General features: G+C 37.3%; 21 protein-coding genes and 2 pseudogenes. 9 read left to right on the top strand and 14 right to left on the bottom strand.

Annotated elements, in window-relative coordinates; genetic code table 11:
* Nucleotides 1–12: 12 nt before the first annotated feature.
* The 3 genes and pseudogenes from BMX01_RS04905 to BMX01_RS04895 form a co-directional block, all read left to right on the top strand.
* Complete coding sequence (locus tag BMX01_RS04905; protein ID WP_064082969.1) at nucleotides 13–1932, top strand: DNA repair helicase YoaA; 1920 nt, start codon at nucleotides 13–15, stop codon at nucleotides 1930–1932.
* A gap of 54 nt (nucleotides 1933–1986) precedes the next feature.
* Nucleotides 1987–2196: pseudogene (locus BMX01_RS04900) on the top strand (CidA/LrgA family protein); the annotation flags it as partial.
* A gap of 4 nt (nucleotides 2197–2200) precedes the next feature.
* Nucleotides 2201–2533, top strand: a pseudogene (locus BMX01_RS04895) (LrgB family protein); the annotation flags it as partial.
* A gap of 144 nt (nucleotides 2534–2677) precedes the next feature.
* Here the strand turns inward: BMX01_RS04895 and msrB are convergent.
* Nucleotides 2678–3070: a peptide-methionine (R)-S-oxide reductase MsrB gene (gene msrB / locus BMX01_RS04890; RefSeq protein ID WP_064082971.1), complete on the bottom strand. Its 393-nt coding sequence runs from the start codon at nucleotides 3068–3070 to the stop codon at nucleotides 2678–2680.
* Nucleotides 3071–3326: 256 nt separating this feature from the next.
* Between msrB and gap the strand changes: the two genes are divergently transcribed.
* The 6 genes from gap to znuB all read left to right on the top strand — a co-directional run bounded on the left by gap (nucleotide 3327) and on the right by znuB (nucleotide 9440).
* Complete coding sequence (gene gap, locus BMX01_RS04885) at nucleotides 3327–4331, top strand: type I glyceraldehyde-3-phosphate dehydrogenase (RefSeq protein ID WP_064082972.1); 1005 nt, start codon at nucleotides 3327–3329, stop codon at nucleotides 4329–4331.
* A 202-nt stretch (nucleotides 4332–4533) separates the two neighbouring features.
* The gene (locus BMX01_RS04880; RefSeq protein ID WP_010945163.1) at nucleotides 4534–5586 is read left to right on the top strand and encodes a rod shape-determining protein; all 1053 of its coding nucleotides are present in this window, start codon (nucleotides 4534–4536) and stop codon (nucleotides 5584–5586) included.
* 95 nt (nucleotides 5587–5681) lie between these two features.
* The gene (gene mreC, locus BMX01_RS04875) at nucleotides 5682–6743 is read left to right on the top strand and encodes a rod shape-determining protein MreC (RefSeq protein ID WP_064083056.1); all 1062 of its coding nucleotides are present in this window, start codon (nucleotides 5682–5684) and stop codon (nucleotides 6741–6743) included.
* Nucleotides 6743–7231 carry a rod shape-determining protein MreD gene (gene mreD, locus BMX01_RS04870; protein ID WP_010945165.1) on the top strand — a complete coding sequence of 163 codons (489 nt, stop codon included), beginning with the start codon at nucleotides 6743–6745 and terminating at the stop codon, nucleotides 7229–7231. Before mreC ends, mreD begins: the two co-directional genes overlap by 1 nt.
* Before the next feature lie 47 nt (nucleotides 7232–7278).
* Nucleotides 7279–8619: a replication-associated recombination protein A gene (locus tag BMX01_RS04865; RefSeq protein ID WP_064082973.1), complete on the top strand. Its 1341-nt coding sequence runs from the start codon at nucleotides 7279–7281 to the stop codon at nucleotides 8617–8619.
* 35 nt (nucleotides 8620–8654) lie between these two features.
* On the top strand, nucleotides 8655–9440 hold the full coding sequence (znuB, locus tag BMX01_RS04860; RefSeq protein ID WP_064082974.1) for a zinc ABC transporter permease subunit ZnuB: 786 nt from the start codon (nucleotides 8655–8657) through the stop codon (nucleotides 9438–9440).
* A 175-nt stretch (nucleotides 9441–9615) separates the two neighbouring features.
* Here the strand turns inward: znuB and BMX01_RS04855 are convergent, their stop codons facing one another.
* From BMX01_RS04855 to BMX01_RS04795, 13 genes are all read right to left on the bottom strand, one after another.
* The gene (locus BMX01_RS04855; RefSeq protein WP_074647867.1) at nucleotides 9616–11406 is read right to left on the bottom strand and encodes a TadE/TadG family type IV pilus assembly protein; all 1791 of its coding nucleotides are present in this window, start codon (nucleotides 11404–11406) and stop codon (nucleotides 9616–9618) included.
* 39 nt (nucleotides 11407–11445) lie between these two features.
* Nucleotides 11446–12057, bottom strand: coding sequence for a tight adherence pilus pseudopilin TadF (gene tadF, locus BMX01_RS04850; protein WP_064082976.1), 612 nt, complete (start codon nucleotides 12055–12057; stop codon nucleotides 11446–11448).
* Nucleotides 12023–12529 (bottom strand): TadE/TadG family type IV pilus assembly protein, encoded by a 507-nt coding sequence (locus BMX01_RS04845; RefSeq protein ID WP_064082977.1) that lies wholly within the window; start codon nucleotides 12527–12529, stop codon nucleotides 12023–12025. The genes tadF and BMX01_RS04845 overlap by 35 nt, the downstream gene beginning before the upstream one ends.
* Before the next feature lie 2 nt (nucleotides 12530–12531).
* Nucleotides 12532–13284: a tetratricopeptide repeat protein gene (locus BMX01_RS04840; protein ID WP_010945171.1), complete on the bottom strand. Its 753-nt coding sequence runs from the start codon at nucleotides 13282–13284 to the stop codon at nucleotides 12532–12534.
* On the bottom strand, nucleotides 13274–14119 hold the full coding sequence (locus tag BMX01_RS04835; RefSeq protein WP_064082978.1) for a type II secretion system F family protein: 846 nt from the start codon (nucleotides 14117–14119) through the stop codon (nucleotides 13274–13276). Before BMX01_RS04835 ends, BMX01_RS04840 begins: the two co-directional genes overlap by 11 nt.
* On the bottom strand, nucleotides 14119–15006 hold the full coding sequence (locus BMX01_RS04830; RefSeq protein ID WP_064082979.1) for a type II secretion system F family protein: 888 nt from the start codon (nucleotides 15004–15006) through the stop codon (nucleotides 14119–14121). Before BMX01_RS04830 ends, BMX01_RS04835 begins: the two co-directional genes overlap by 1 nt.
* Nucleotides 15003–16286, bottom strand: coding sequence for a TadA family conjugal transfer-associated ATPase (locus BMX01_RS04825; protein ID WP_064083057.1), 1284 nt, complete (start codon nucleotides 16284–16286; stop codon nucleotides 15003–15005). The genes BMX01_RS04830 and BMX01_RS04825 overlap by 4 nt, the downstream gene beginning before the upstream one ends.
* Nucleotides 16287–16294: 8 nt before the next feature.
* A complete protein-coding gene (locus BMX01_RS04820) occupies nucleotides 16295–17416 on the bottom strand; it encodes a CpaE/TadZ family protein (protein WP_074647865.1) in 1122 nt (373 codons plus the stop codon).
* A gap of 22 nt (nucleotides 17417–17438) precedes the next feature.
* On the bottom strand, nucleotides 17439–17930 hold the full coding sequence (locus BMX01_RS04815; RefSeq protein WP_074647864.1) for a hypothetical protein: 492 nt from the start codon (nucleotides 17928–17930) through the stop codon (nucleotides 17439–17441).
* Complete coding sequence (locus tag BMX01_RS04810) at nucleotides 17927–19297, bottom strand: type II and III secretion system protein family protein (RefSeq protein WP_064082982.1); 1371 nt, start codon at nucleotides 19295–19297, stop codon at nucleotides 17927–17929. The genes BMX01_RS04815 and BMX01_RS04810 overlap by 4 nt, the downstream gene beginning before the upstream one ends.
* Nucleotides 19297–20136 carry an SAF domain-containing protein gene (locus BMX01_RS04805; RefSeq protein ID WP_064082983.1) on the bottom strand — a complete coding sequence of 280 codons (840 nt, stop codon included), beginning with the start codon at nucleotides 20134–20136 and terminating at the stop codon, nucleotides 19297–19299. Before BMX01_RS04805 ends, BMX01_RS04810 begins: the two co-directional genes overlap by 1 nt.
* Nucleotides 20137–20164: 28 nt before the next feature.
* Nucleotides 20165–20599: an A24 family peptidase gene (locus tag BMX01_RS04800; RefSeq protein WP_064082984.1), complete on the bottom strand. Its 435-nt coding sequence runs from the start codon at nucleotides 20597–20599 to the stop codon at nucleotides 20165–20167.
* A 67-nt stretch (nucleotides 20600–20666) separates the two neighbouring features.
* Nucleotides 20667–20936, bottom strand: coding sequence for a Flp family type IVb pilin (locus tag BMX01_RS04795; protein ID WP_064082985.1), 270 nt, complete (start codon nucleotides 20934–20936; stop codon nucleotides 20667–20669).
* Nucleotides 20937–21111 lie beyond the last annotated feature (175 nt).

Raw genomic sequence — 21111 nt, 5'->3', positions numbered from 1 at the left:
GCCCTATCAAGAATGATGAAAAACGATAAAATTATCCATACTTTTAGTGAACAAGGTTTGCTAAGTAGAAAAATTAAAGGCTTTCGTCCTCGTGCCGCCCAGCTTGAGATGGCACTAGCGGTGGGAAAAGCAATCAATTTTGCGACATCAGTGGTAGTGGAAGCGGGGACAGGTACAGGCAAAACGTTTTCTTATTTAGTCCCGGCTCTATTGTCGGGTAAAAAAACAATCATTTCGACCGGTTCAAAAAATTTACAAGATCAACTGTTTAAACGTGATTTACCCACCATTCAACAGGCCTTGAAATATAAAGGCAGGGTGGCGTTGTTAAAAGGCCGTGCTAACTATTTATGTTTGGAACGGTTAGATCAAGTTATTTCAATGGGAGTGGTCGGTGATAGAACTGTATTAGCGGATTTAGAGAAAGTTCGCCAATGGCAGAGTAGCACGCACACAGGCGATTTAAGTGAATGCACGAGCATTGCTGAAGATAGTGCCATTTTACCACAATTAGTGAGTACGACTGACAGTTGTTTAGGGGCAGAGTGCCCGCAATTTAAAGAGTGTTATGTTGTTCAAGCGCGCCGTACTGCGATGGAGTCCGATATCGTGGTGGTTAATCACCATCTGTTTTGTGCGGATATGGCAGTAAAAGAAAGCGGTTTTGGCGAATTGATCCCCGAAGCAGAATTAGTGATTTTTGATGAAGCACATCAACTACCGGATATTGCCAGCCAATATTTTGGGCAATCACTCACTTCACGTCAGCTATTTGATCTTTGTAAAGATTGCCAGATTGTCTATCGTACCGAATTAAAAGACGTTGCTCAGTTAGGCAAAGTGGCGGAACATTTGCAAAAAGTGATTCAAGATTTTCGTTTACTGATGGGTGTTGAAGGCAGTATTCGTGGCAATTTACGTGAATTACTGGCTGATCAAAAAGTCGTAAATGGCTTAACCAAAATAGCAGAAAATATAGAATTTCTACAAGAAGTGATTAAAAAATCACTTGGTCGCTCAGAAACGTTAGATAAAATCTTCGAAAGATTGGCGGAAGTCAAAGTTCAATTACAAAAATTGAGTAATACTAGCATAGTTGGTTATTGCTATTGGTATGAAGCCAACGGACGTTATTTTGGTTTACATATCACCCCGTTAACCGTGGCAGATAAATTTGGTGAACAACTCAAAAAGCAACAAATTGGTTGGGTTTTTACTTCAGCAACTTTGGAAGTTGGTGGTCAGTTTGATCATTTTTGTCAACGCTTAGGCATTGAAAATGCAGAACAAATAGTATTACCCAGTCCATTTGATTATGCTAATCAATCACTGCTTTGTGTGCCACGTTATCTGCCTGATACCAATAAATCTCACACGTTAACCACGTTAGGAAATATGCTAATGCCCGTTATTGAAGCCAATAATGGCCGTTGCTTTTTGTTGTGCACTTCTTATTCAATGATGCGCGGTATGGCTGATTTTTTACGAGAACATAGCCAGCTTAGCGTATTGTTGCAAGGTGAAACAAGCAAAGCGCGCTTATTAGCACAATTTATTGCCGAAAAAAATAGCGTGTTAGTCGCAACGCAAAGTTTTTGGGAAGGGATCGATGTTCGTGGTGATGCATTATCTTTAGTTATTATTGATAAATTACCATTTACCTCACCAGATGAACCGCTATTAAAAGCGAGAATGGAAGATTGCCGTTTGCAAGGTGGTGATCCATTTAATGATATTCAAATTCCTGAAGCGGTGATTACGCTAAAACAAGGCGTTGGGCGTTTGATTCGTGATATAACCGATAAAGGTGTAGTGATTATTTGTGATGCTCGTTTAGTGATGCGTCAGTATGGCAAGACTTTTTTAGAAAGTTTGCCACCATCAAGCCGTACTCGTGATCTTGCTAAAGTGATTCAATTTTTGAAAAAATAAGCGGTCTTTTTTCCGAAAAATTTGCCTAATTCGACCGCTTGTGTTGGAGTTTATATGTTGCAGATGATTCGTTTTTTACTGTCATTAGCGTTACTTTTTTTGATGTTATTACTTGGTAAAGGGGTAGATTTTTTACTCCCGATTGGTATACCGGATAGTATTTGGGGATTGCTATTACTGTTTAGCGTTTTAGTGATCGGCGTGGTTAAAGTGCAATGGATTACGCCTAGTGCAAGATCATTAACGCGTTATATGATGTTATTTAGCTAAATCTGTTTCTACACCGATTGCGGTTGCGATTGCCACTCAAATTGGTGGAAATGCAGCAATTACCGCAGTTGGCGTAATGATTGCAGGACTGATTGGTTCAGTGTTAGGATTTACGATCTTACATCTGATTAATGTACGTAATATGCGAGCGGTTGGTTTAACAATGGGGACGGTTTCACACGTATTATGCACCGGATGCGGTATGGAATACAGTATAAAAGCCGGTAGTTATAGCTCTATTGCTTTAGTAGCAAATGGCGTACTCTCATCAATATTGGCTCCATTAGTGTTTAAACTAGCCATAGTGTTATGTTATAGCCAAGCCATTTGAATAGAAATTTGACCGCTACAAGCGGTCTTTTTCGTGCAAACGTGGAAATAATTTGAGTAATTCAGCAAAATAAGCGATCAAATTACACGTTTAATTGTCAATTTTACGTAAAAAAGTCAAAACTAAACCGCGTATTTAAGCCAATTAACCATCTATTTCTTCACCCGTTTGATCCCATTTAAAATTGAGTGCAACGGAATTTAAGCAGAAACGTAAACCGGTTGGTGGAGGACCATCGTTAAATACGTGACCTAAATGAGAATCACAATGCGCGCAACGAATTTCAGTACGAGGACGGCTTAAACGGTAATCATCTACATAACGCAACGCATCTGCTGAAATCGCTTCATAAAAACTAGGCCAACCACACCCCGTATCAAATTTAGTGTCTGAGCGGAAAAGCGAATGATGGCAACGCACACAACGATAAGTGCCAGTGCGTGCTTCGTTTAAAAATTTACCGGTAAAGGGCAATTCTGTGCCGTGATTAATTAATATTTCTCTTTGTTCTTTCGTTAAGTCGCTAATCGATTTCATTGTTTATCTCCCTTAAATGATGGTTTAAGTTATTAAACTTGTTTAGTCGCAAGCTACATTCTACCTGCTTTTAGACCGCTTAGTTGGACAACTTTTAAAAAGTTGACGTAGATCACAAATATTTTATCTCATACTTTTACAGATAGTAGTTTTAGTTGAAAGTCATGTTCGACTATGGCTATAATCAAACCACTTCCTAAAGTCTTGTGACGGGAAGAAAAATTTGTTTAACTTTTAAATATAGGTGAAAAAATCTATGGCTATTAAAATTGGTATTAACGGCTTTGGTCGTATTGGTCGCATCGTTTTCCGTGCAGCACAATTACGTGATGATATCGAAGTAGTCGGTATTAACGATTTAATTGATGTTGATTACATGGCTTACATGTTAAAATACGATTCAACGCATGGTCGTTTTGACGGTACAGTTGAAGTAAAAGATGGTCAATTAGTAGTAAATGGTAAAACGATTCGTGTTACATCAGAACGCGATCCTGCGAACTTAAAATGGGATGAAATCGGCGTTGATATTGCGGTTGAAGCAACCGGTTTATTCTTAACTGATGAAACAGCACGTAAGCACATTACTGCCGGTGCTAAAAAAGTAGTATTAACAGGCCCATCTAAAGATGCCACACCTATGTTTGTGAATGGTGTAAACTTTGATACGTATGCCGGTCAAGATATCGTTTCAAATGCCTCTTGTACGACTAACTGCTTAGCACCATTAGCAAAAGTTATCCATAATAAATTTGGTATTAAAGAAGGCTTAATGACAACCGTCCACGCCACTACAGCAACGCAAAAAACAGTAGATGGCCCATCAGCGAAAGATTGGCGTGGTGGACGTGGTGCAGCGCAAAATATTATCCCGTCCTCAACTGGCGCAGCTAAAGCAGTAGGTAAAGTATTACCAGCATTAAATGGTAAATTAACCGGTATGGCATTCCGTGTTCCGACAACTAACGTATCCGTGGTTGATTTAACCGTCAATTTAGAAAAAGCGGCAAGCTATCAAGAAATTTGTGCGGAAATTAAACGTGCATCAGAAAATGAAATGAAAGACGTATTAGGCTATACCGAAGATGCTGTTGTTTCAACCGACTTTAATGGTGCAACAGAAACGTCAGTATTTGATGCAGCGGCAGGTATCGCATTAACCGATACCTTTGTCAAATTAGTTTCTTGGTACGACAACGAAACCGGTTATTCTCACAAAGTATTAGATTTAGTTGCGCACGTTTATAACTATAAAGGCTAATTACTATCTGCATTAACGTATCAAACGCCACTTTAAACAATGGCGTTTTCGTTTTTCTATTTGGCTATTTATTTTTATTCCATAAAATTATTCATTGAAGTGAGATAGCCTTTTTTGTTATATTTAAGCATAATTTTCTCTTTTTAAGCGCGCTATTTTTGTTATCGCAAATCGCCTAAATTCATTAACGGATCACACTCATATGTTTAAAAAATTTCTTGGCTTATTTTCAAATGATCTTTCTATCGACCTCGGCACAGCCAATACGCTTGTTTACGTCAAAGGACAAGGGATTGTGCTTGATCAGCCGTCTGTTGTCGCCGTCCGACAAGACCGTGTTGGTTCTTTAAAAAGTATTGCAGCGGTGGGGACTGATGCCAAATTAATGTTAGGTCGTACGCCAAAAAGTATTATGGCTATTCGGCCAATGAAAGATGGTGTGATTGCTGACTTTTTCGTAACAGAAAAAATGTTACAGCATTTTATTAAGCAAGTGCATAGCAATAACTTTATGCGCCCAAGTCCACGGGTATTAGTGTGTGTACCTGCCGGTGCGACACAAGTAGAACGCCGAGCGATTAAAGAATCAGCAATCGGTGCGGGCGCACGTGAAGTTTATTTAATTGAAGAACCTATGGCAGCCGCAATAGGTGCAGATTTACCCGTGCATGAAGCAACAGGTTCAATGGTGATCGATATCGGTGGTGGCACAACGGAAGTTGCGGTATTGTCTTTAAATGGCATTGTATATTCAACCTCTGTTCGCATTGGTGGCGATAAACTCGATGAAGCAATTGTTGCTTATGTACGCCGTCACTTTGGCTCTGCAATCGGTGAAGCAACCGCTGAAAGAATTAAGAAAGAAATTGCAATGGCAACTATTCGTGAGCAAGATGAAGTGCGTAAAATGGAAGTGCACGGCCATAACTTAGCTGAAGGCGCACCTCGTACTTTCGAACTAAATTCAAAACACGTTTTGGAAGCAATTGAGCAACCATTAAGCGGTATTGTACAAGCGGTGAAATCCGTATTAGAACAATGCCCACCAGAATTAGCTGCGGATATTTTTGAACGCGGTATGGTTTTAACCGGTGGTGGCGCATTATTACAAAATCTAGATGTTTTATTATCAGAAGCAACCGGCGTGACGGTGATTGTGGCAGATGATCCTTTAACTTGTGTCGCAAGAGGTGGAGGTAAAGCGCTAGATATGATTGATATGCACGGTGGTGATGTATTTAGTAATGATGATTAATCTAACTTAAACAGTATGGATAATGCTAAAATATTTTGCATTATCCATTATTGATTATTACTTCTTATCGCTTAGCGTCATTTAAATATAACACAATGAAACCAATTTTTGCTAAAGCTCCCTCATTAGGCGTACGCCTATTCTTTGCCATTATTCTCTCTATTATGTTGATCGCATTTGATGGATGTAGTAGTGTCATTATTCAATTTCGTAATATGCTAGAAACAGCCGTCAGTGGCTTATATTACTTTGCTAACGCGCCACGTTCTGTACTAGATGGCGTAAGCAATAATTTTATCGATAATAATAAATTACAATTAGAGAATCACGTTTTGAAGGAGCAGTTACGTGAAAAAAATGCGGATTTATTGCTGTTGGATCAACTAAAAGTTGAAAATCAACGTTTACGTTTGCTATTAAGCTCACCATTACGCCAAGATGAATATAAAAAAATTGCTGAAGTATTAACCGCAGAAATGAATGTTTACCGTAAACAAGTGATTATTAATCGTGGTAAAAATGATGGCGCTTTTGTTGGGCAACCGATTATTGATGAGAAAGGCGTTGTTGGGCAGATTATCTCCGTAGGAGAAAACAGTAGCCGTGTATTATTGCTGACTGATGTCACACACGCCGTACCGGTACAAGTGCTACGTAATGACGTGCGAGGCATTGCCAATGGTAGCGGGCATAATGATGAACTATTTATTGATAATCTACCGCGTGCTGTTGATGTAGTCAAAGGCGATGTATTAATTACTTCTGGTTTAGGCGGGCGTTTTCCTGAAGGGTATCCGGTTGCGATTGTTGAAGCAGTAACAAATGACAGTCAAAGCCAATTTGCACGAATTGTGGCACGGCCACTCGCATCTTTTGACCGCTTACGCTATTTGCTACTATTGTGGCCAACGAGAGAAGAATTACGCAAAGCTAAAAGCCTATCGCCACAGCAAGTGCGTGATGTAGTAGAAGAACGTCGCAATAGTTTAAATCCGCTTTCGCGTTTTAAAATCAAGCAAAAAGATCAAGTAAAAGAACAAACAAATGATGAAATAAAAGAGGCTGAACTTGATCATAATGATGAGCAAATTAACCCCGATAGAGAGCTAGAAATAGAACGCGATGAAAATAATCATACAGAACAAGGGGCTGAATAATGCGTACCAATCCAATTTTTCAGCTGATTGCTGTTATTAGTATTTTCATTATTTCGTTTGTGTTAGAAATTATGCCCTGGCCAATAAGTTTACAAGGATTAAGGCCAACGTGGATTGTATTAGTATTAATTTATTGGGCATTAGCCTTACCGGATAAAATGAGTGTTGGCACCGCCTTTATTGCCGGTATCGTATGGGATTTAGTGCTCGGTTCTATTCTGGGCATTCACGCTTTAGTGTTATCTATCGCAATCTATTTTATTGCAAAATATCACCTTATTTTACGTAACTTATCCTTATGGTTACAAGCCATTTTGGTGATGCTATATATTATTGCAATTCGCTTTTTTATCTTTTTTGTTGAATTAGTCTTACACAGCGCTGATTTTAATCAGCAAGAGATTTTAGGGGCAGTGATTAGCGGTATTTTATGGCCTTGGATTTTCTTATTAATGCGCCATATTCGTCGCCAATTGGGATTACGTTAATCACCTTAGCCAATCCGCACATTAACCACTATGGTAAGCAAAATTAAATGAATAATTTATCCTTTGATTTTTCAGATGATTTTCGTCCTTTGGCCGCTAAAATGCGACCGCGTTGCTTGGCAGACTACATAGGCCAAAGCCACTTACTTGGCAAAGATAAACCGCTACGCCGTGCGATTGAAGCCGGTTATGCGCATTCAATGATTTTATGGGGACCACCCGGTACGGGCAAAACCACCTTAGCGGAGATCATGGCACAACACTTTGATGCTGAAGTAGAACGGCTTTCAGCAGTAACCAGTGGCGTAAAAGAGATCCGCGAAGCGATTGAACAAGCTAAACACAACCGCCAAGCGGGCAGAAAAACCTTATTATTTGTTGATGAAGTTCACCGCTTTAATAAAAGCCAACAAGATGCCTTTTTACCTTATATTGAAGATGGCACCGTTATTTTTATAGGCGCGACAACCGAAAACCCCTCCTTTGAATTAAATAATGCCTTATTATCACGTGCTAGAATTTACTTACTCAAACCATTACAAGCGGACGAAATTGAACAAATTTTGCAAAATGCCTTACAAGATAAACAAAATGGCCTTGGACAAGAACATTTTATATTAGCCGATGAAGTACTGAAATTATTATCTGATTATGTCAATGGCGATGCACGTTATGCATTGAATTGTTTAGCATTAATGGCGGATATGGCAGAATCTTCGCCACAAGGAAAAGTACTCAATCAAGCATTATTAATTGCAATATTAGGCGAACGAAACGCTCGCTTTGATAAAGGTGGCGATCATTATTACGACCTAATTTCAGCCTTACATAAATCGATCCGCGGTTCTGCGGTTGATGCAGCATTATATTGGTATGCAAGAATATTAACCGCGGGAGGCGATCCTTTATACGTTGCTCGCCGTTTATTAGCGATCGCATCTGAAGATATAGGCAATGCTGATCCACGAGCAATGCAAATCGCAATTAATGCTTGGGATTGTTATAGCAGGGTAGGGGCTTATGAAGGCGAAAGAGCCATTGCACAAGCGGTCATTTATTTAGCCGTTGCACCCAAAAGTAATGCCGTTTATCAAGCCTTTAACCAAGCAAAACAATTAGCTAAACAAGCAAAAGATTATGATGTACCACTGCATTTACGTAATGCACCAACAGCATTAATGAAATCTTTAGCTTATGGTGCAGAATACCGCTATGCCCATAATGAAGCAAATGCCTATGCAGCCGGTGAAAACTACTTTCCCAAACAATTACAAGATACACAATTTTACTTCCCCACAGAACGTGGTATGGAAAAACAGATCAAAGAAAAATTAGCATGGCTGAAAATGCAAGATCATGCTAGCGAACAGCAACGCTGCAAGCGCTAAATTTAGACTGATTTTTTACATTTAACAAGGAAATTATGTTTGAAATTCTATTCCCAGCCTGGCTAGCAGGCTTATTGCTTGCCTTTATTACCGCACCATTAGGGGCGTTCGTAGTATGGCGTAAAATGGCCTATTTTGGCGACACATTATCCCACTCCGCCTTATTGGGCGTAGCATTAGGTATTTTCTTACAAATCGACCCTTATATTGCAGTGATCATCATGACCTTATTGCTAGCGCTCCTATTAGTTTGGCTAGAATATCGCACCGCTTACTCATTAGATACCGTCTTAGGCATCATTGTCCACTGTAGCTTATCACTAGGTGTAATCACCATCAGTTTATTAGATAACGTCAGGGTAGACTTAATGTCCTATTTATTTGGCGACTTATTAGCGATTGATTTTAATGACGTATTATTTATCGGCATCGGCGTACTGATCATCGCCAGCGTATTAGCGTATTTTTGGCAAAAATTACTTTCGATCACTATTAATCCAGAATTAGCGCAAATAGAAGGCTTAAATGTTAACCGCTTACGCCTATTATTAATGATATTAACCGCATTAACCATCGCATTAAGTATGAAATTTGTAGGTGCCCTAATTATTACCTCATTACTCATTATCCCCTCCGCCATTGCCCGCCGTTTTGCCTGCACCCCCGAAGCGATGGTTGGTTATGCCATTCTATTTAGCATTTTATCAATAAGCAGTGGCTTATTGCTGTCTAGTTGGCAAGATACCCCCGCAGGCCCATCAGTCGTATGTTGTGCAGGCGTGTTTTTCTTATGCGCATTACTCAAACGAGAAAGCGTTTAAACACATTTTATTGAAGAAAACATTTATTTATCTTAATAATCGACCGCATATTTCCTTATGAATAGCGCAGATTTAATCAGCCAAGATAATTTATCTGCCACTGTATCATTATTTCCATTACTATCAGCAATAAAAAAACCTCAGTGGTTAACTGAGGTTTTTTGTTATCAAGCGGTTATTTTTTCTCACGAACATTTGGATTCATGCTATGACCGATGTCGTCATTTTGTCCAATTGCTTGTTTGAAAGCATTTAGTAATTCGTCGTGGTGGTTAACAGAAAAATAATTTGATCCAACACATTTTTGCCATGCTGCTTTAGATTTAGATTGATAACCAAATTCTACGAATACAATTTTAGTATTTTCATCATGGTTTAATTCATTTAATTTATCTGTAATAATCTCACACATTCCTTTTGATTTAACTGCGGTAGTCTCATTTGTAAGATGACTAGGATACGTTATTTGTATTGTATTATGGGGATAATAATAATTATTACGATACGTATTAAGATTTTTTAAGCGATATGGATCTTCTGATTCATATTTAGGATAATCTCTTGTAGTAATATATCCTTGTCTATCTGAGCCCTTTATTTTAAGTACTTCTTTTTTTCCATATATAAGATTTTCGGTAATTCGACTAAAGTTAATAAATGGAATATTCATTTGGGCTTCCGCATTTTGCTGAGGAGTGCCTCCGCTAAAAATATCATCTCGACCATCTGATAGGATTAAGATTACGCGCTTAGTTGGGGTATTTAATTGTGCTGTTCGGCTTTGTTCTTCTGTTAGCATAGAATTAGCAGCCACAATTAATCCAGCACTAGCTAAGGTTGCTCCATCAGCATCTAAATCGGTAATATAGGATTTAAATGTTTCCTTATCTTCACGCCCATACCATAATTTAGAAGATGCTTTTAAATTTTTTAGGCATACGTCAGCTTTATCGAATTCCATCTTATAGCTACTAGGTGATCCAATAGAATCCAAAGTTCCTTTTGTATCTAATAGTGTAACCATATCATCCACAAACTTAGCTCTAAAATATAATGAACCTCTTCTAAGAGGGCGTAGTATATCAGTTAAATCAACTCGACTATTATTTTCGTGATTTTCATAAGTATCAAGCCATTTAAAAGGCAATACACAGTGATCTTTTGTAGCGGGTATCGCCCCCATTGCAAAAGGAGTCAGTGCGATTCGGTTATGTGGGTTTGCATCTGTATTAAACAAATATTGATCTGTTAAACTTTTCAAAACACTTTTTAATGTGTCTAATTTGCTTGTAATACTTTTATTTTTGATTTCTCTTTGATCATGTTCATTATTAATATCATTAATATCAAACCGCATTGAACCTGATAAGTCCGCTACCACCATTAAATCAAGCGGTAAGCTAACATTATTAATTTTTTGAGCGATTGAAGCACTAGAAAGAGGGACTTGTGTAGGGATAATCTCTGATTTTCCAACGGTCATCGGGAACAGCGAGCGATGATTTATACTCCCCGTTACTGTACAAGTTACATGACTTGAACTTGTTTCAGCATATTTTTTGCTATTTTCTGGTGTTGGTGTATTGCCTTTAGTGGTACAAATAGGCTCAAATTCCATGCTGCTTGCATCAACCTGTGGTAAATAAAGTTTAACAAAGGTTTTAACAATTTGACTATCTCGCTTGCCAGCTTCAGAATCTTTAAGGTATTTACCATTAGCTTTTTCAGCATTATCTAATGCATAATCGTAAGATTTCCGTCCGCTGTTATTTTCTGCGGTAAGAGAGAGCACGGCTTGCTCTAGTGCATCATTTAACCTAGCTTTATCTTGAATTATGCCTGCCACCTCTAAGGAAACAAAAAGCAATGCCACGATAGGTAGCGTCAATAATGCACCAAAAATAATATAAATGCCCGATTCATCTTTAATAAATCGTTTACTTTGAGTAATAACATATTTTCTCATAATCATTATTCCTTTTTAGTTTTGCTAATAACAGATTATTTATCGAGCAACGCCTAATGAAGAAGCACGTAACCAACTGCTAGAATAATCTTTTCTATTTAATGTCAAGCCTTTAAATAAATTATCCATTTTTTTGCAAACAGTCACCTGATAAAGGGTCGCATAACGATTGCTACCACGTAAGTTCTCTGTTAATGGAGCTGCTTTTGTAATATCGCCTTGAATTGATTGGCAATGTTGTTTGTCACTTGAATATGCTTTTTCTTTTGAACTATCTAGTTTTATTTTTGGTCTGGATTGCTCATTTTTATTTTTTTCAGGCTTTGATGAATCAATAGATTCGAAAGCATATTTGTAGATAGTAACAGCAATTTGCTCTTCTTTTTCTCCCATTAAATCAGCTGCTAACGTTTTCATGCTTTTTAGTTCATCGTCTGTTATATCCTCATTCCCATTATGGCCGATATTTCGTTCTTTGATAACATTGGTTAATGAATAAGAAGTGCGTTGTAATTTCCCAACGCTAGCTTGCAGAATAGCGACGTCAATCAAGAAAATAAGAATGACGGAATACATAAAGAAAATAAATACAAATTCTATTAAGACAGCGCCTTGGTTATTTTTTAGAAATTTTTTGTTGATCTTTTTCATATTCTTGGAGTACCACGATTTTACGTTTAAATAATCGCTGAACGGCTTGTTCAGGTGTTATAAAAAACATTGGTTTATATTTATATTCAAATGAGTATTCTGCGAAAGCAGAACCAGTGCTAGTGTTTTGCCTTGTTGTCGATGTTTTATTTACGAGTTCTTCTACTGTTTTAAAATATTGAACAGACTGTGCTTGAACTTTTTCACCGTGGCTGATAAAAGCCCAAAATGTATCTGGCGGTTGAATATGCTTTTCAAAGACTTCTTTATACTCTTTTGTTCCTGCTGGCATTTTTCTAGCGAAACGAGCGGCTTCTGTTACTGATAAATCTAAATAAGATCCTAATACAACAATGCGACAGGCTTCTAAAATCATAAAAAGGACGAATAGGAAGAGTCCAATCGTTAGACTGAACTCAACTACTGCGACGCCTTTTACATTGTTTATAAAACGATGAATGGCTTTTTTCATAATTAACGACCCACTTTAGGTGCTTTTTCAGTGTTTTTAAGTGCGTTGATTAAATCTTCAGGTGAAGCATATAGACTTTCCTTGCGGATAATGTCTGTAGCATAATCAATATCGCCACTTTTCACTAATGCAAAGACTAAGTTATGAATTAAGCGTGAATCTTTAGAGCCATTTAAATATTGAGGTAATAATAAATTGACCGCATTACGGTAATCATTATTTAAAATATTTAACATTGCGATGTTATTAATTGCGACTACGTCGTTAATAAATAACTCACGTGCTTTATTCATATCTTGTTCTGCTTTAGCCAATTCACCTTGTTGGGCTGAGCTAATACCACGTAGGTTATAAGCCTCACTGTTTTGTGGCGACATTTTGATTAAATCTGTAGCAACAGTTTGTGCTTCTTGGTATTTGCCTAATTGAATTAAGTTACGGATGTACAGTAATTCAATTTCATTGTTAAATGGTTGTTTAGTAAAGCGTAATGGTTTGAGATAAAGCACAGACGATTTACTGTCACCTATATGATAATAGCTTTTAGCTAATTTAAATTGCGTCATCGGATCTTTGAAATGTTTGAGATCGGCACGATACATGGCAATTAGCGCATTATAATTTTTAGTACTTTCGTACAGTTTTTCTTGATCTGCTTTTTTAGCCGGTGGAACCGGTGATTTTAAGTTTGAACAAGCTGATAAAGTAATTAACAAACTAGTGGCTAGCGTTGTTTTAATGAATTTAGAAAGCATTTGGTAAAACCCTCATTGCACCAGGTGCTACAATTAGAATAATAATTGGGAACATAACGAAAAGAATTAATGGTACACTCATTTTTGCTGCTAAGGTACCGAGTTTTTCTTCCATTACAAGTAGTTGCATATCACGAATATCCGCAGATAATGTGGTTAAATTGTCGTATACTGAAGAACCAAAGTTTAAACTCTGTTGCATAACAGTACAGAACATTCTGATTTCTTTTGTTGGCAAGGAAATCGCTAAGTCTTGTAAAGCTACGTTTAAGCTAGTGAGTTCTGCACGACGGATAATCCGTAATAATACATAAGTTAAATCAGGATTTAAACGTTCAAAATCCATTGAAACCTGTTTGAATGCGGCTTCAATACTGATCCCTGTTTGAACGTTTACGGCCACTAAGTCAATGAAACCGGGCAGGTCATTCATAATCCGTTTAATTTTACTTTTGATGATCATATTTACAATCATACTAGGTAACATGATTGTGAGAACTACCACTACCGCTTCACCCAACATAAATTCAAGTTGATCTTCATTGATTGTGTAGTTAATGAAGGAAAGTAAAGCAATTGTTAAGAGTTTAACCTTAACGTTCTTATCAATCAAACTTAAGAAGCGTAAAAGTGGATTATTTTGAATAAGTAAAACTTCAAGCTCGGCTTGCTGTTTAGTTTTTCCTTTCGGTTTTTCATCTTCAGCGATTTCTTGTGGGTAGTTACCCTCTAAAATGTCTTTATGGCGATCAACGCCTTTTTTCTGGGCAAAGGCCATCACTAATATAAATAGACCAAAGATGATAATTAATAGAAAGAATAAAATCGTTTTCATTAACTTGCCTTCCTCATAAGCCACCAAACAGTAAATATTCCTAATAATTCACTGCCTACTACATAGTAGAGAATAATGCGACCACCTGGATCATTCATCATAAAGTCGAAGTTTTCAGGGGTCATAAACTTCATAAAGAAAAAGAAGAATACAGGGAAACAAGCAACAATCATTACCGACATACGGGCTTCAGCTGTCATTGCTTTCTTCTTTTGTTCCATTTTATTCGCATCAGCAATCGCTCTGCCTAAACGAGATACTACTTCACGAATCTGTCCACCACGTGATAAGTTGGTGCGAATAATACAGATAAAGAAATAAAACGACTTATAAGGATAGCGAGAATAGCTGTCTTGGAAGACAGCCATGGCGTCTTCACCACGTGCTAACCGCTTATAAATTAAAGTAAATTCTTGTCCTAATGGGCCGCTGATATCTTTACCACATCGTTCCATTGCTTGCAATAAACTAACACCCGAAGAGGTTGCTGCATTTAAGATTTGAATTACTTCAGGAAACGTCTCATCAAACATTTTTTTATTACGTCGTTGACCCATTTTCCACACTAGCATTACGAATCCGATCAGCTCGGCAATCATAAATGATTGGTTATCAAATCGAATTAACGCTGCATTGGCATAATAGAGACCAACAAAAATAGCAAAATGGATTATTAAGTTTCTAATCAGGTGATTATTTCCGCTGCCAGATAAATAATAAAACCAAAGTGTTACATTCTTTTCAAAGATGTCAAAAGTTTCTCTTACTTTCTGGTTAAAGTTGGTTTCACGTATTTGGATTTGTTTACGTGTTTTTAACCAACTTGTTACTGTTAGCAGTAATAATAATCCCCCAAACCCGAATACAAGGTAATAGAGAAGTATCATTGAGCATGCTCCCTAAAGATATTTTGTAATTCACCAGTGAGGTTAAATACTTGCGCATTTTGATACACCGCTGAACGCGTTAATAAACCGTGATTAACAAATTTACCGATAATTTTATTATTTTCATCACGATGTTGGCTTGGTTCAAATGAGAAAATATCTTGTAAAACGATCTGTCCATTTTCCATACCCATTACCTCAGTAATATTCATTACTTTACGCGAACCGTCATTTAGACGAGATGCTTGGATAATGATATTTACCGCAGAAGCAATATTACGACGAATTGCTTCTAATGGTAGGGAAGCATTTGACATCATCACCATACTTTCTAAACGTGCGGTTGCATCGCGTGGTGTATTGGCGTGCAGGGTAGACATTGAGCCATCGTGACCGGTGTTCATTGCCTGTAACATTTGGAATGCTTCTGCACCACGACACTCACCGACGATGATACGTTCAGGACGCATACGCAAGGCATTGATTACTAAGTCTTGCATGGTGATTTCACCTGTACGTTCAACACCGGCTAAACGCGTTTCTAAACGTACAACATGTGGCTGTTCTAAGCGTAACTCGGCGGTATCCTCTAAGGTTAATACCCGCTCAGTTGGTGAGATATAGCTAGAAAGCGCATTTAGTAGAGTTGTTTTACCAGAGCCCGTACCCCCTGATACTATGATATTAACGCGTGAACGTGCGGCAATGATTAAGAAATTGGCCATGTCTAATGTCATAGAACCAAAGTTAACTAACTCTTGCAATGATTTTTTCGATTTAGAGAATTTACGAATTGAAATCGATGTTCCATCTAATGCAATCGGCTGAATTACTACGTTTAAACGGCTACCATCGGGTAGACGTGAGTCAACTAATGGCATACTTTCATCAATACGACGACCAACACGCGCGACTAAACGTTTTGCGATATCTGTTAATTGTTCATTGTTGATAAAGGTTTTATTGGTTTTCTCTAATACACCCGCACGTTCAACCCATATATTATCTGGACCATTGACCAAGATATCATTGACCGTATCATCTTCCATTAGCTCACGGATAGGGCCATAGCCACCGATTTCATCGGCAACAATTTCAGCCATATCAGTAGCATCATAAGGAGTAATATAAATATTATTGGTATTAGCAACCCGATAAAGGGATTGAGTTAATTCCGTAACTAGCTTACTCCGTTCATTTTCGATTTCATCTAATGTATCAACATTCAAATTACTAAGAAGTGCGTTACGGAAGAATACTTGTTGATCTTTTGTTAACATAGGAATACTCATTTAAAGAGTTTTTTAAAGAATGTCGCTAAACCAGATTGCCCACCTTGTTTAACACCGTTACGAGATAAAGCACCAATTGCTTTCATTGCCAATAAACTTATTTCTTTTTTCCCTTTAGTGCCTAAATTTGCTGTTAAGGCTTTATCAGAAGATGACATATTTTTTGCATAAGGGATAATGTTATCGATCTCGCATTGTAATAGACGTTCAACATCGCCAGTTGCCATTAATTTAGATATTTCATTTTTGTGATCAGAAATACAAATAAATGTACGGATAAAACGGCTTGTGGTATTACGGATGCGTTCACATTCATCTAAGAATTGTTTTGCTACACGTAATGAGCTGATTTTACGTTCGATTACTAATACAAAAGTATTGCTATGCTCAAATATGCTATCGTATTCTTCTTTATCTAAGCTGAAGATAGGTTGGTCATAAACAATAAAGTTATATTTATTTAAGGCATGGCTAGCTAATTTAGATGGTATGCCTTGGTATAAATCAAGATTTGGCGCATATTCAACGATATCGCTTTGTAGCTTTTTATCGAATAATAAGTCTAAGTCTTGTGAGCCTAATTTACTTTGCGCTAACAATACCGGTACTTTTTTCTCAGTGGCAATGGCATTTGCAATATGGGAGCTGATGATACTTGAACCGATACCGCCTTTACAGCCTAATACACTGATTTTAATCGTATTGCGTAAGAACGGGATATTTACCCCTGTAATGATACGCTCAACCATTTGAGGTAGCTGTGTTTCAGCATTGAAATAAACTACGCCTGCGTCTAATAATTTTTGGGCTAGTGAGATTGAGTCACTATGGCCCATTGTGCAGCACCAAACATTTTGTGGAATGATGCTGTGAATTTTATTAGTAATTTGATTAATGCTAGTTTCATTTTTAATATCAACAATGACACCGATCGTTTCTTCGGCAGAGATAGATAAGGTGTCATTACTAAAGAAATCAGCATTGATTAACTCTATATTTTCTAAGCCGCGACTACGTAGCAATTGAGCAATACGATCATTTAATTCATTAATTTCAGAAATGATCATAATCTTGCGAACGCTATCGACGGCTTGATTTTCTTGATCGAGCAATAACATAAGAGATCCTTTTAGTTAATTATTATTTTAATTGTAAATAGTCATTGTGTTTAGTAGCACAGTAGTCAGCTGGATCGAAACTCCAATAATCTTCGCCTATTTCTACTTTACAATGGATTGGTTTACGTGCGATTTCGTGGAACTCAACATAAATAGGGTATAACGGATTAATCGTTGCTCTGTGTTCAACGGAGATATTATGTTTGATCTTCATCGCTTTTAAACGGTTACTGATAGATTTTGCTAATTCTTTAACTTTTTTATCCATAGAGATAATATGTAAAGTTTGTGAATCAGGCGCGCTTTTTGCTTTTGCAGCTACTTCAGTCAGTAAGTTTTCGACTGCAACATCGCTGTTATTTGCTAATACAAATCGTTTAATGTTAAATGATTTTGCAGATGCAATTTGGCTTTTAAGCGGTTGTACTGGTTGTGTATTTGCTAGCAGTTCAGTTTGTGCAAAAGTTGGAAGAGCCACTGCACAAAGGCTACAGACAGTTAATAATTTTCTCATTGGATAAACCCACCATTTTTTAAGAAATTAGAGGTTAACGTTTTGTGGTAAACATTTTTTAATGCTGTTGAATTAAAGAAACGTTCCATCGTACCGGTGTTTTCAAAGGTTGGATACAGAATTTCTGAACCATCAACCGGTTTAACTAAGTTAACTGTAGCAATGACTACTAACTCTTTACTGCCGCGTGAAGTATTCGCACTACGGAAGAATGCACCTAAAATTGGTATATCGCCTAAACCCGGCACTTTAGTGATGCTTTCAATGTCTTCTTTATTGAGTAAACCACTGATAATAAAGCTTTCACCATTACCAACTTCAAACGTTGATTTTGAACGACGTGTATTAAAAATTGGTAATGAATCTTGGTCTAGCTTAAAGCTACCTGCAATGGTGCTGACTTCTTGTGATAATGCTAAACGAATGCGATCATTTTTTTGTAATTTAGCACCGACGGCTAATTTAATACCGAACTCTTTATAGTTCACGGTTGGTGAACCATCTTTACGTTCAATGATTGGCACTTCGCCCCCGACTAAAATGTCAGCGGTTTCGCCTGATAACATTGAAATGTTTGGTTCAGCTAAGATTTTACCGTTGCTTTGGTTATCTAGGGCAGTGACTAACATTTGTAAGTTATCTTGATTGACTAATGCTAATTTACCGCCTTCTGGGCCAAAACCGCCTTGAATTGCTAAATTAGTTAAATTTTTGAAAAAGTTACCGCTTAGATTGCTCCAGTGGATACCGATTTCATCAGAGAATTTTTTGTTTACTTCTGCTACGGTTAATTTAACGTTAATTTGCGTTGCGTCGCTAGCGGTGGTGTTATTAATAATACCTTCGTATTGATAATCATTTAAAAATGGCACTTGCTCGCCCGCTAAGTTTTTAGAGGTAACGTTTTTGCCTGCGCCTAATGCTTCACCGACTACACGAATGACGTCTTCAGTTTCGGCTTCATTTTTGGCTTTGCCTTCTACTACATAGGCTTTACCGATTTTTTTAACGGTTAAGTTACTGTTTGGAAAGCGTGTTTGGATTTGTTGGTTGGTTTCTGAAATGTTATTAATCATATTATTAACACTTACCACATCTTCCGTTAACGTATTGCCTTCAAAGTCAAAGGCTACGATTTCTGTTTTGCCTTCGCCTTTGGCATAAAGCATAAAGCTGTTATCATCTAAAATTTGATAATCAGCCACTTCTGGAGAAGACACAAAAATAGTATCGATTTTAGTTTTCGTTTTAATTAATTTAGTTTGGCCTTGTTCCAAATTAAATGTTTTCGCTAAGCTTGGCGTAAAGGTAAACATGCCAAGCAAAGCAAAGCAGAGTAACGTTTTAGGAAATTTTTTAGTTAACATTAATTTCTTCCTCTTAACTGACGGATAAACATACCACGGTGATTAACTTCTGTTGCTTCATCGTTTGTGGTTGGTAATACAATTAATCTGGCTTGTTTATCTAATGAATAAAATTCTTTTAATTGCATTGCATCTACTTTAAGACTTAAATAACCAAGAAAATCTTTGTTGTATTCAGTGTCGGTTTTCTTCGTATTTTCATCGTTGTTAGGATCTGCTTGTTGTGGTGAGAATTTTTTAACTTTTAATACTTTGAAATTCTCAGCAATTTTTGCTAATGAGTTTTGGTCACGTTCTGGGCGGCCTAAATCTTGTTGCACGCTATAAACAGAAACCATATCGCCACCACGAATAGAATCTAATAAATATCTTTCCGCTTCTTTAATATAAATGCGATACGCCACTTCTTGTTGTGGGTCGATACTCATTAAAATAAAACGTGGATCTTCAGGGTCGATCAATACTTTTTGGTTTAATAGCGAACCTTTTGAGAGGTTTTCGGCTACTAAAAAGCCTTGTAATGATTTATTTGCGGCTGAATCAACTAATTCTTTAACATCTGATTCAACTAATGGGCTGTTTTCTGGCACGGTTAACTCAGATACGGTGTAATCTTCAGGCTGTAATAAGGTGCCTTTTTTGATATCGTGATTTAAGGTAACTGTGGTGATTACTTTCTCGCTTTGGCTTGGTTCGCTTTGTGGTGCTTCGGCGGCTACTTCGCCTTGGGTAGTGGTTTGTTGCGGTGTATTTGGTTGGTCATCAGGTAGGAAAAATAGACCACCAAAGCCCACTGCCAGAATAATAATAGAGAGAATAAAGAGTGATCTATAATTCATCGTTTATTTCCTTGAGTGAAGATAAAGTTTATAAAATAAATAATAATTGTGTGGCAATAAAGCCGACACTGATTGCTACCCCATAGGGTAACCCTTTTTTAACAATGGCTTGGCGGAAAAACAACCCTCCAATGATAATTAGCCCTAAGCCTGCACACGCGGTGAAAAAAAGGAAAAAGATCGCATATTCAGACGGGATGGCTAGCATTAACACCGCCATTAATTTGACATCACCTGCGCCGATTACGCCTAACATAAACAATACAAAGCCAACGACTAAACAAATTAATGCAGGCATGGGGTAAACCATGCCTTGTGTTAGCCAACTAAATGGCAAAACCGCACAACATAGCACTAGCACGACTTTGTTGGTAATAATGCGGGCGCGAATATCGGTATAAGATAGCCAAATAAGCAGTGATATAATAAAACTAAAAAGCACTAATTTAGAATAACCAAGCATAGTTACACCTACTATTAATTATAGGCCATACAGTAAAATTAAATACACATATGACCTAATACTAATTTTAGCTTCTCGCTTTATTAAAATTAATAAGATCTCCATCAGGTGCGGCGTTGCCTAATCCGACCTCTAAATGAAAGAATTTTTCTCTTAATTTAAATAAAAAGCCATCCTCACTATAGAATACGGCAATAATTAGTACCGCAACTGCTACTGCAATTAAGCCATATTCAATTGCTGTTACACCTTGTTGATCCTGTCTAAAAGTTTTCATTTTATTACGTAATGTTTCACTAGTAGAAATATACGCTTTAGTTGTTAATGTAGATAACATTTTTTCTCTTAATTATCGTGTTGAATTTTTGTGAAAGTTATTTAATTCATTAGCAGTGCCATTTATACCACTAGCTAAGTTAGAAAATTTACTTTGTAGTTTTTTTATAAAACTATTTTCACTATAAAATGCAGCAATAATTAAGACTGCCACTGCGACGGCGATTAAGCCATAC

It is taken from the genome of [Haemophilus] ducreyi (assembly GCF_900109315.1).
GTDB lineage: Bacteria > Pseudomonadota > Gammaproteobacteria > Enterobacterales > Pasteurellaceae > Haemophilus_B > Haemophilus_B ducreyi.
The sequence above is the reverse complement of the archived record's forward strand: the minus strand, read 5'-3'. Positions and strand labels throughout refer to the sequence as shown.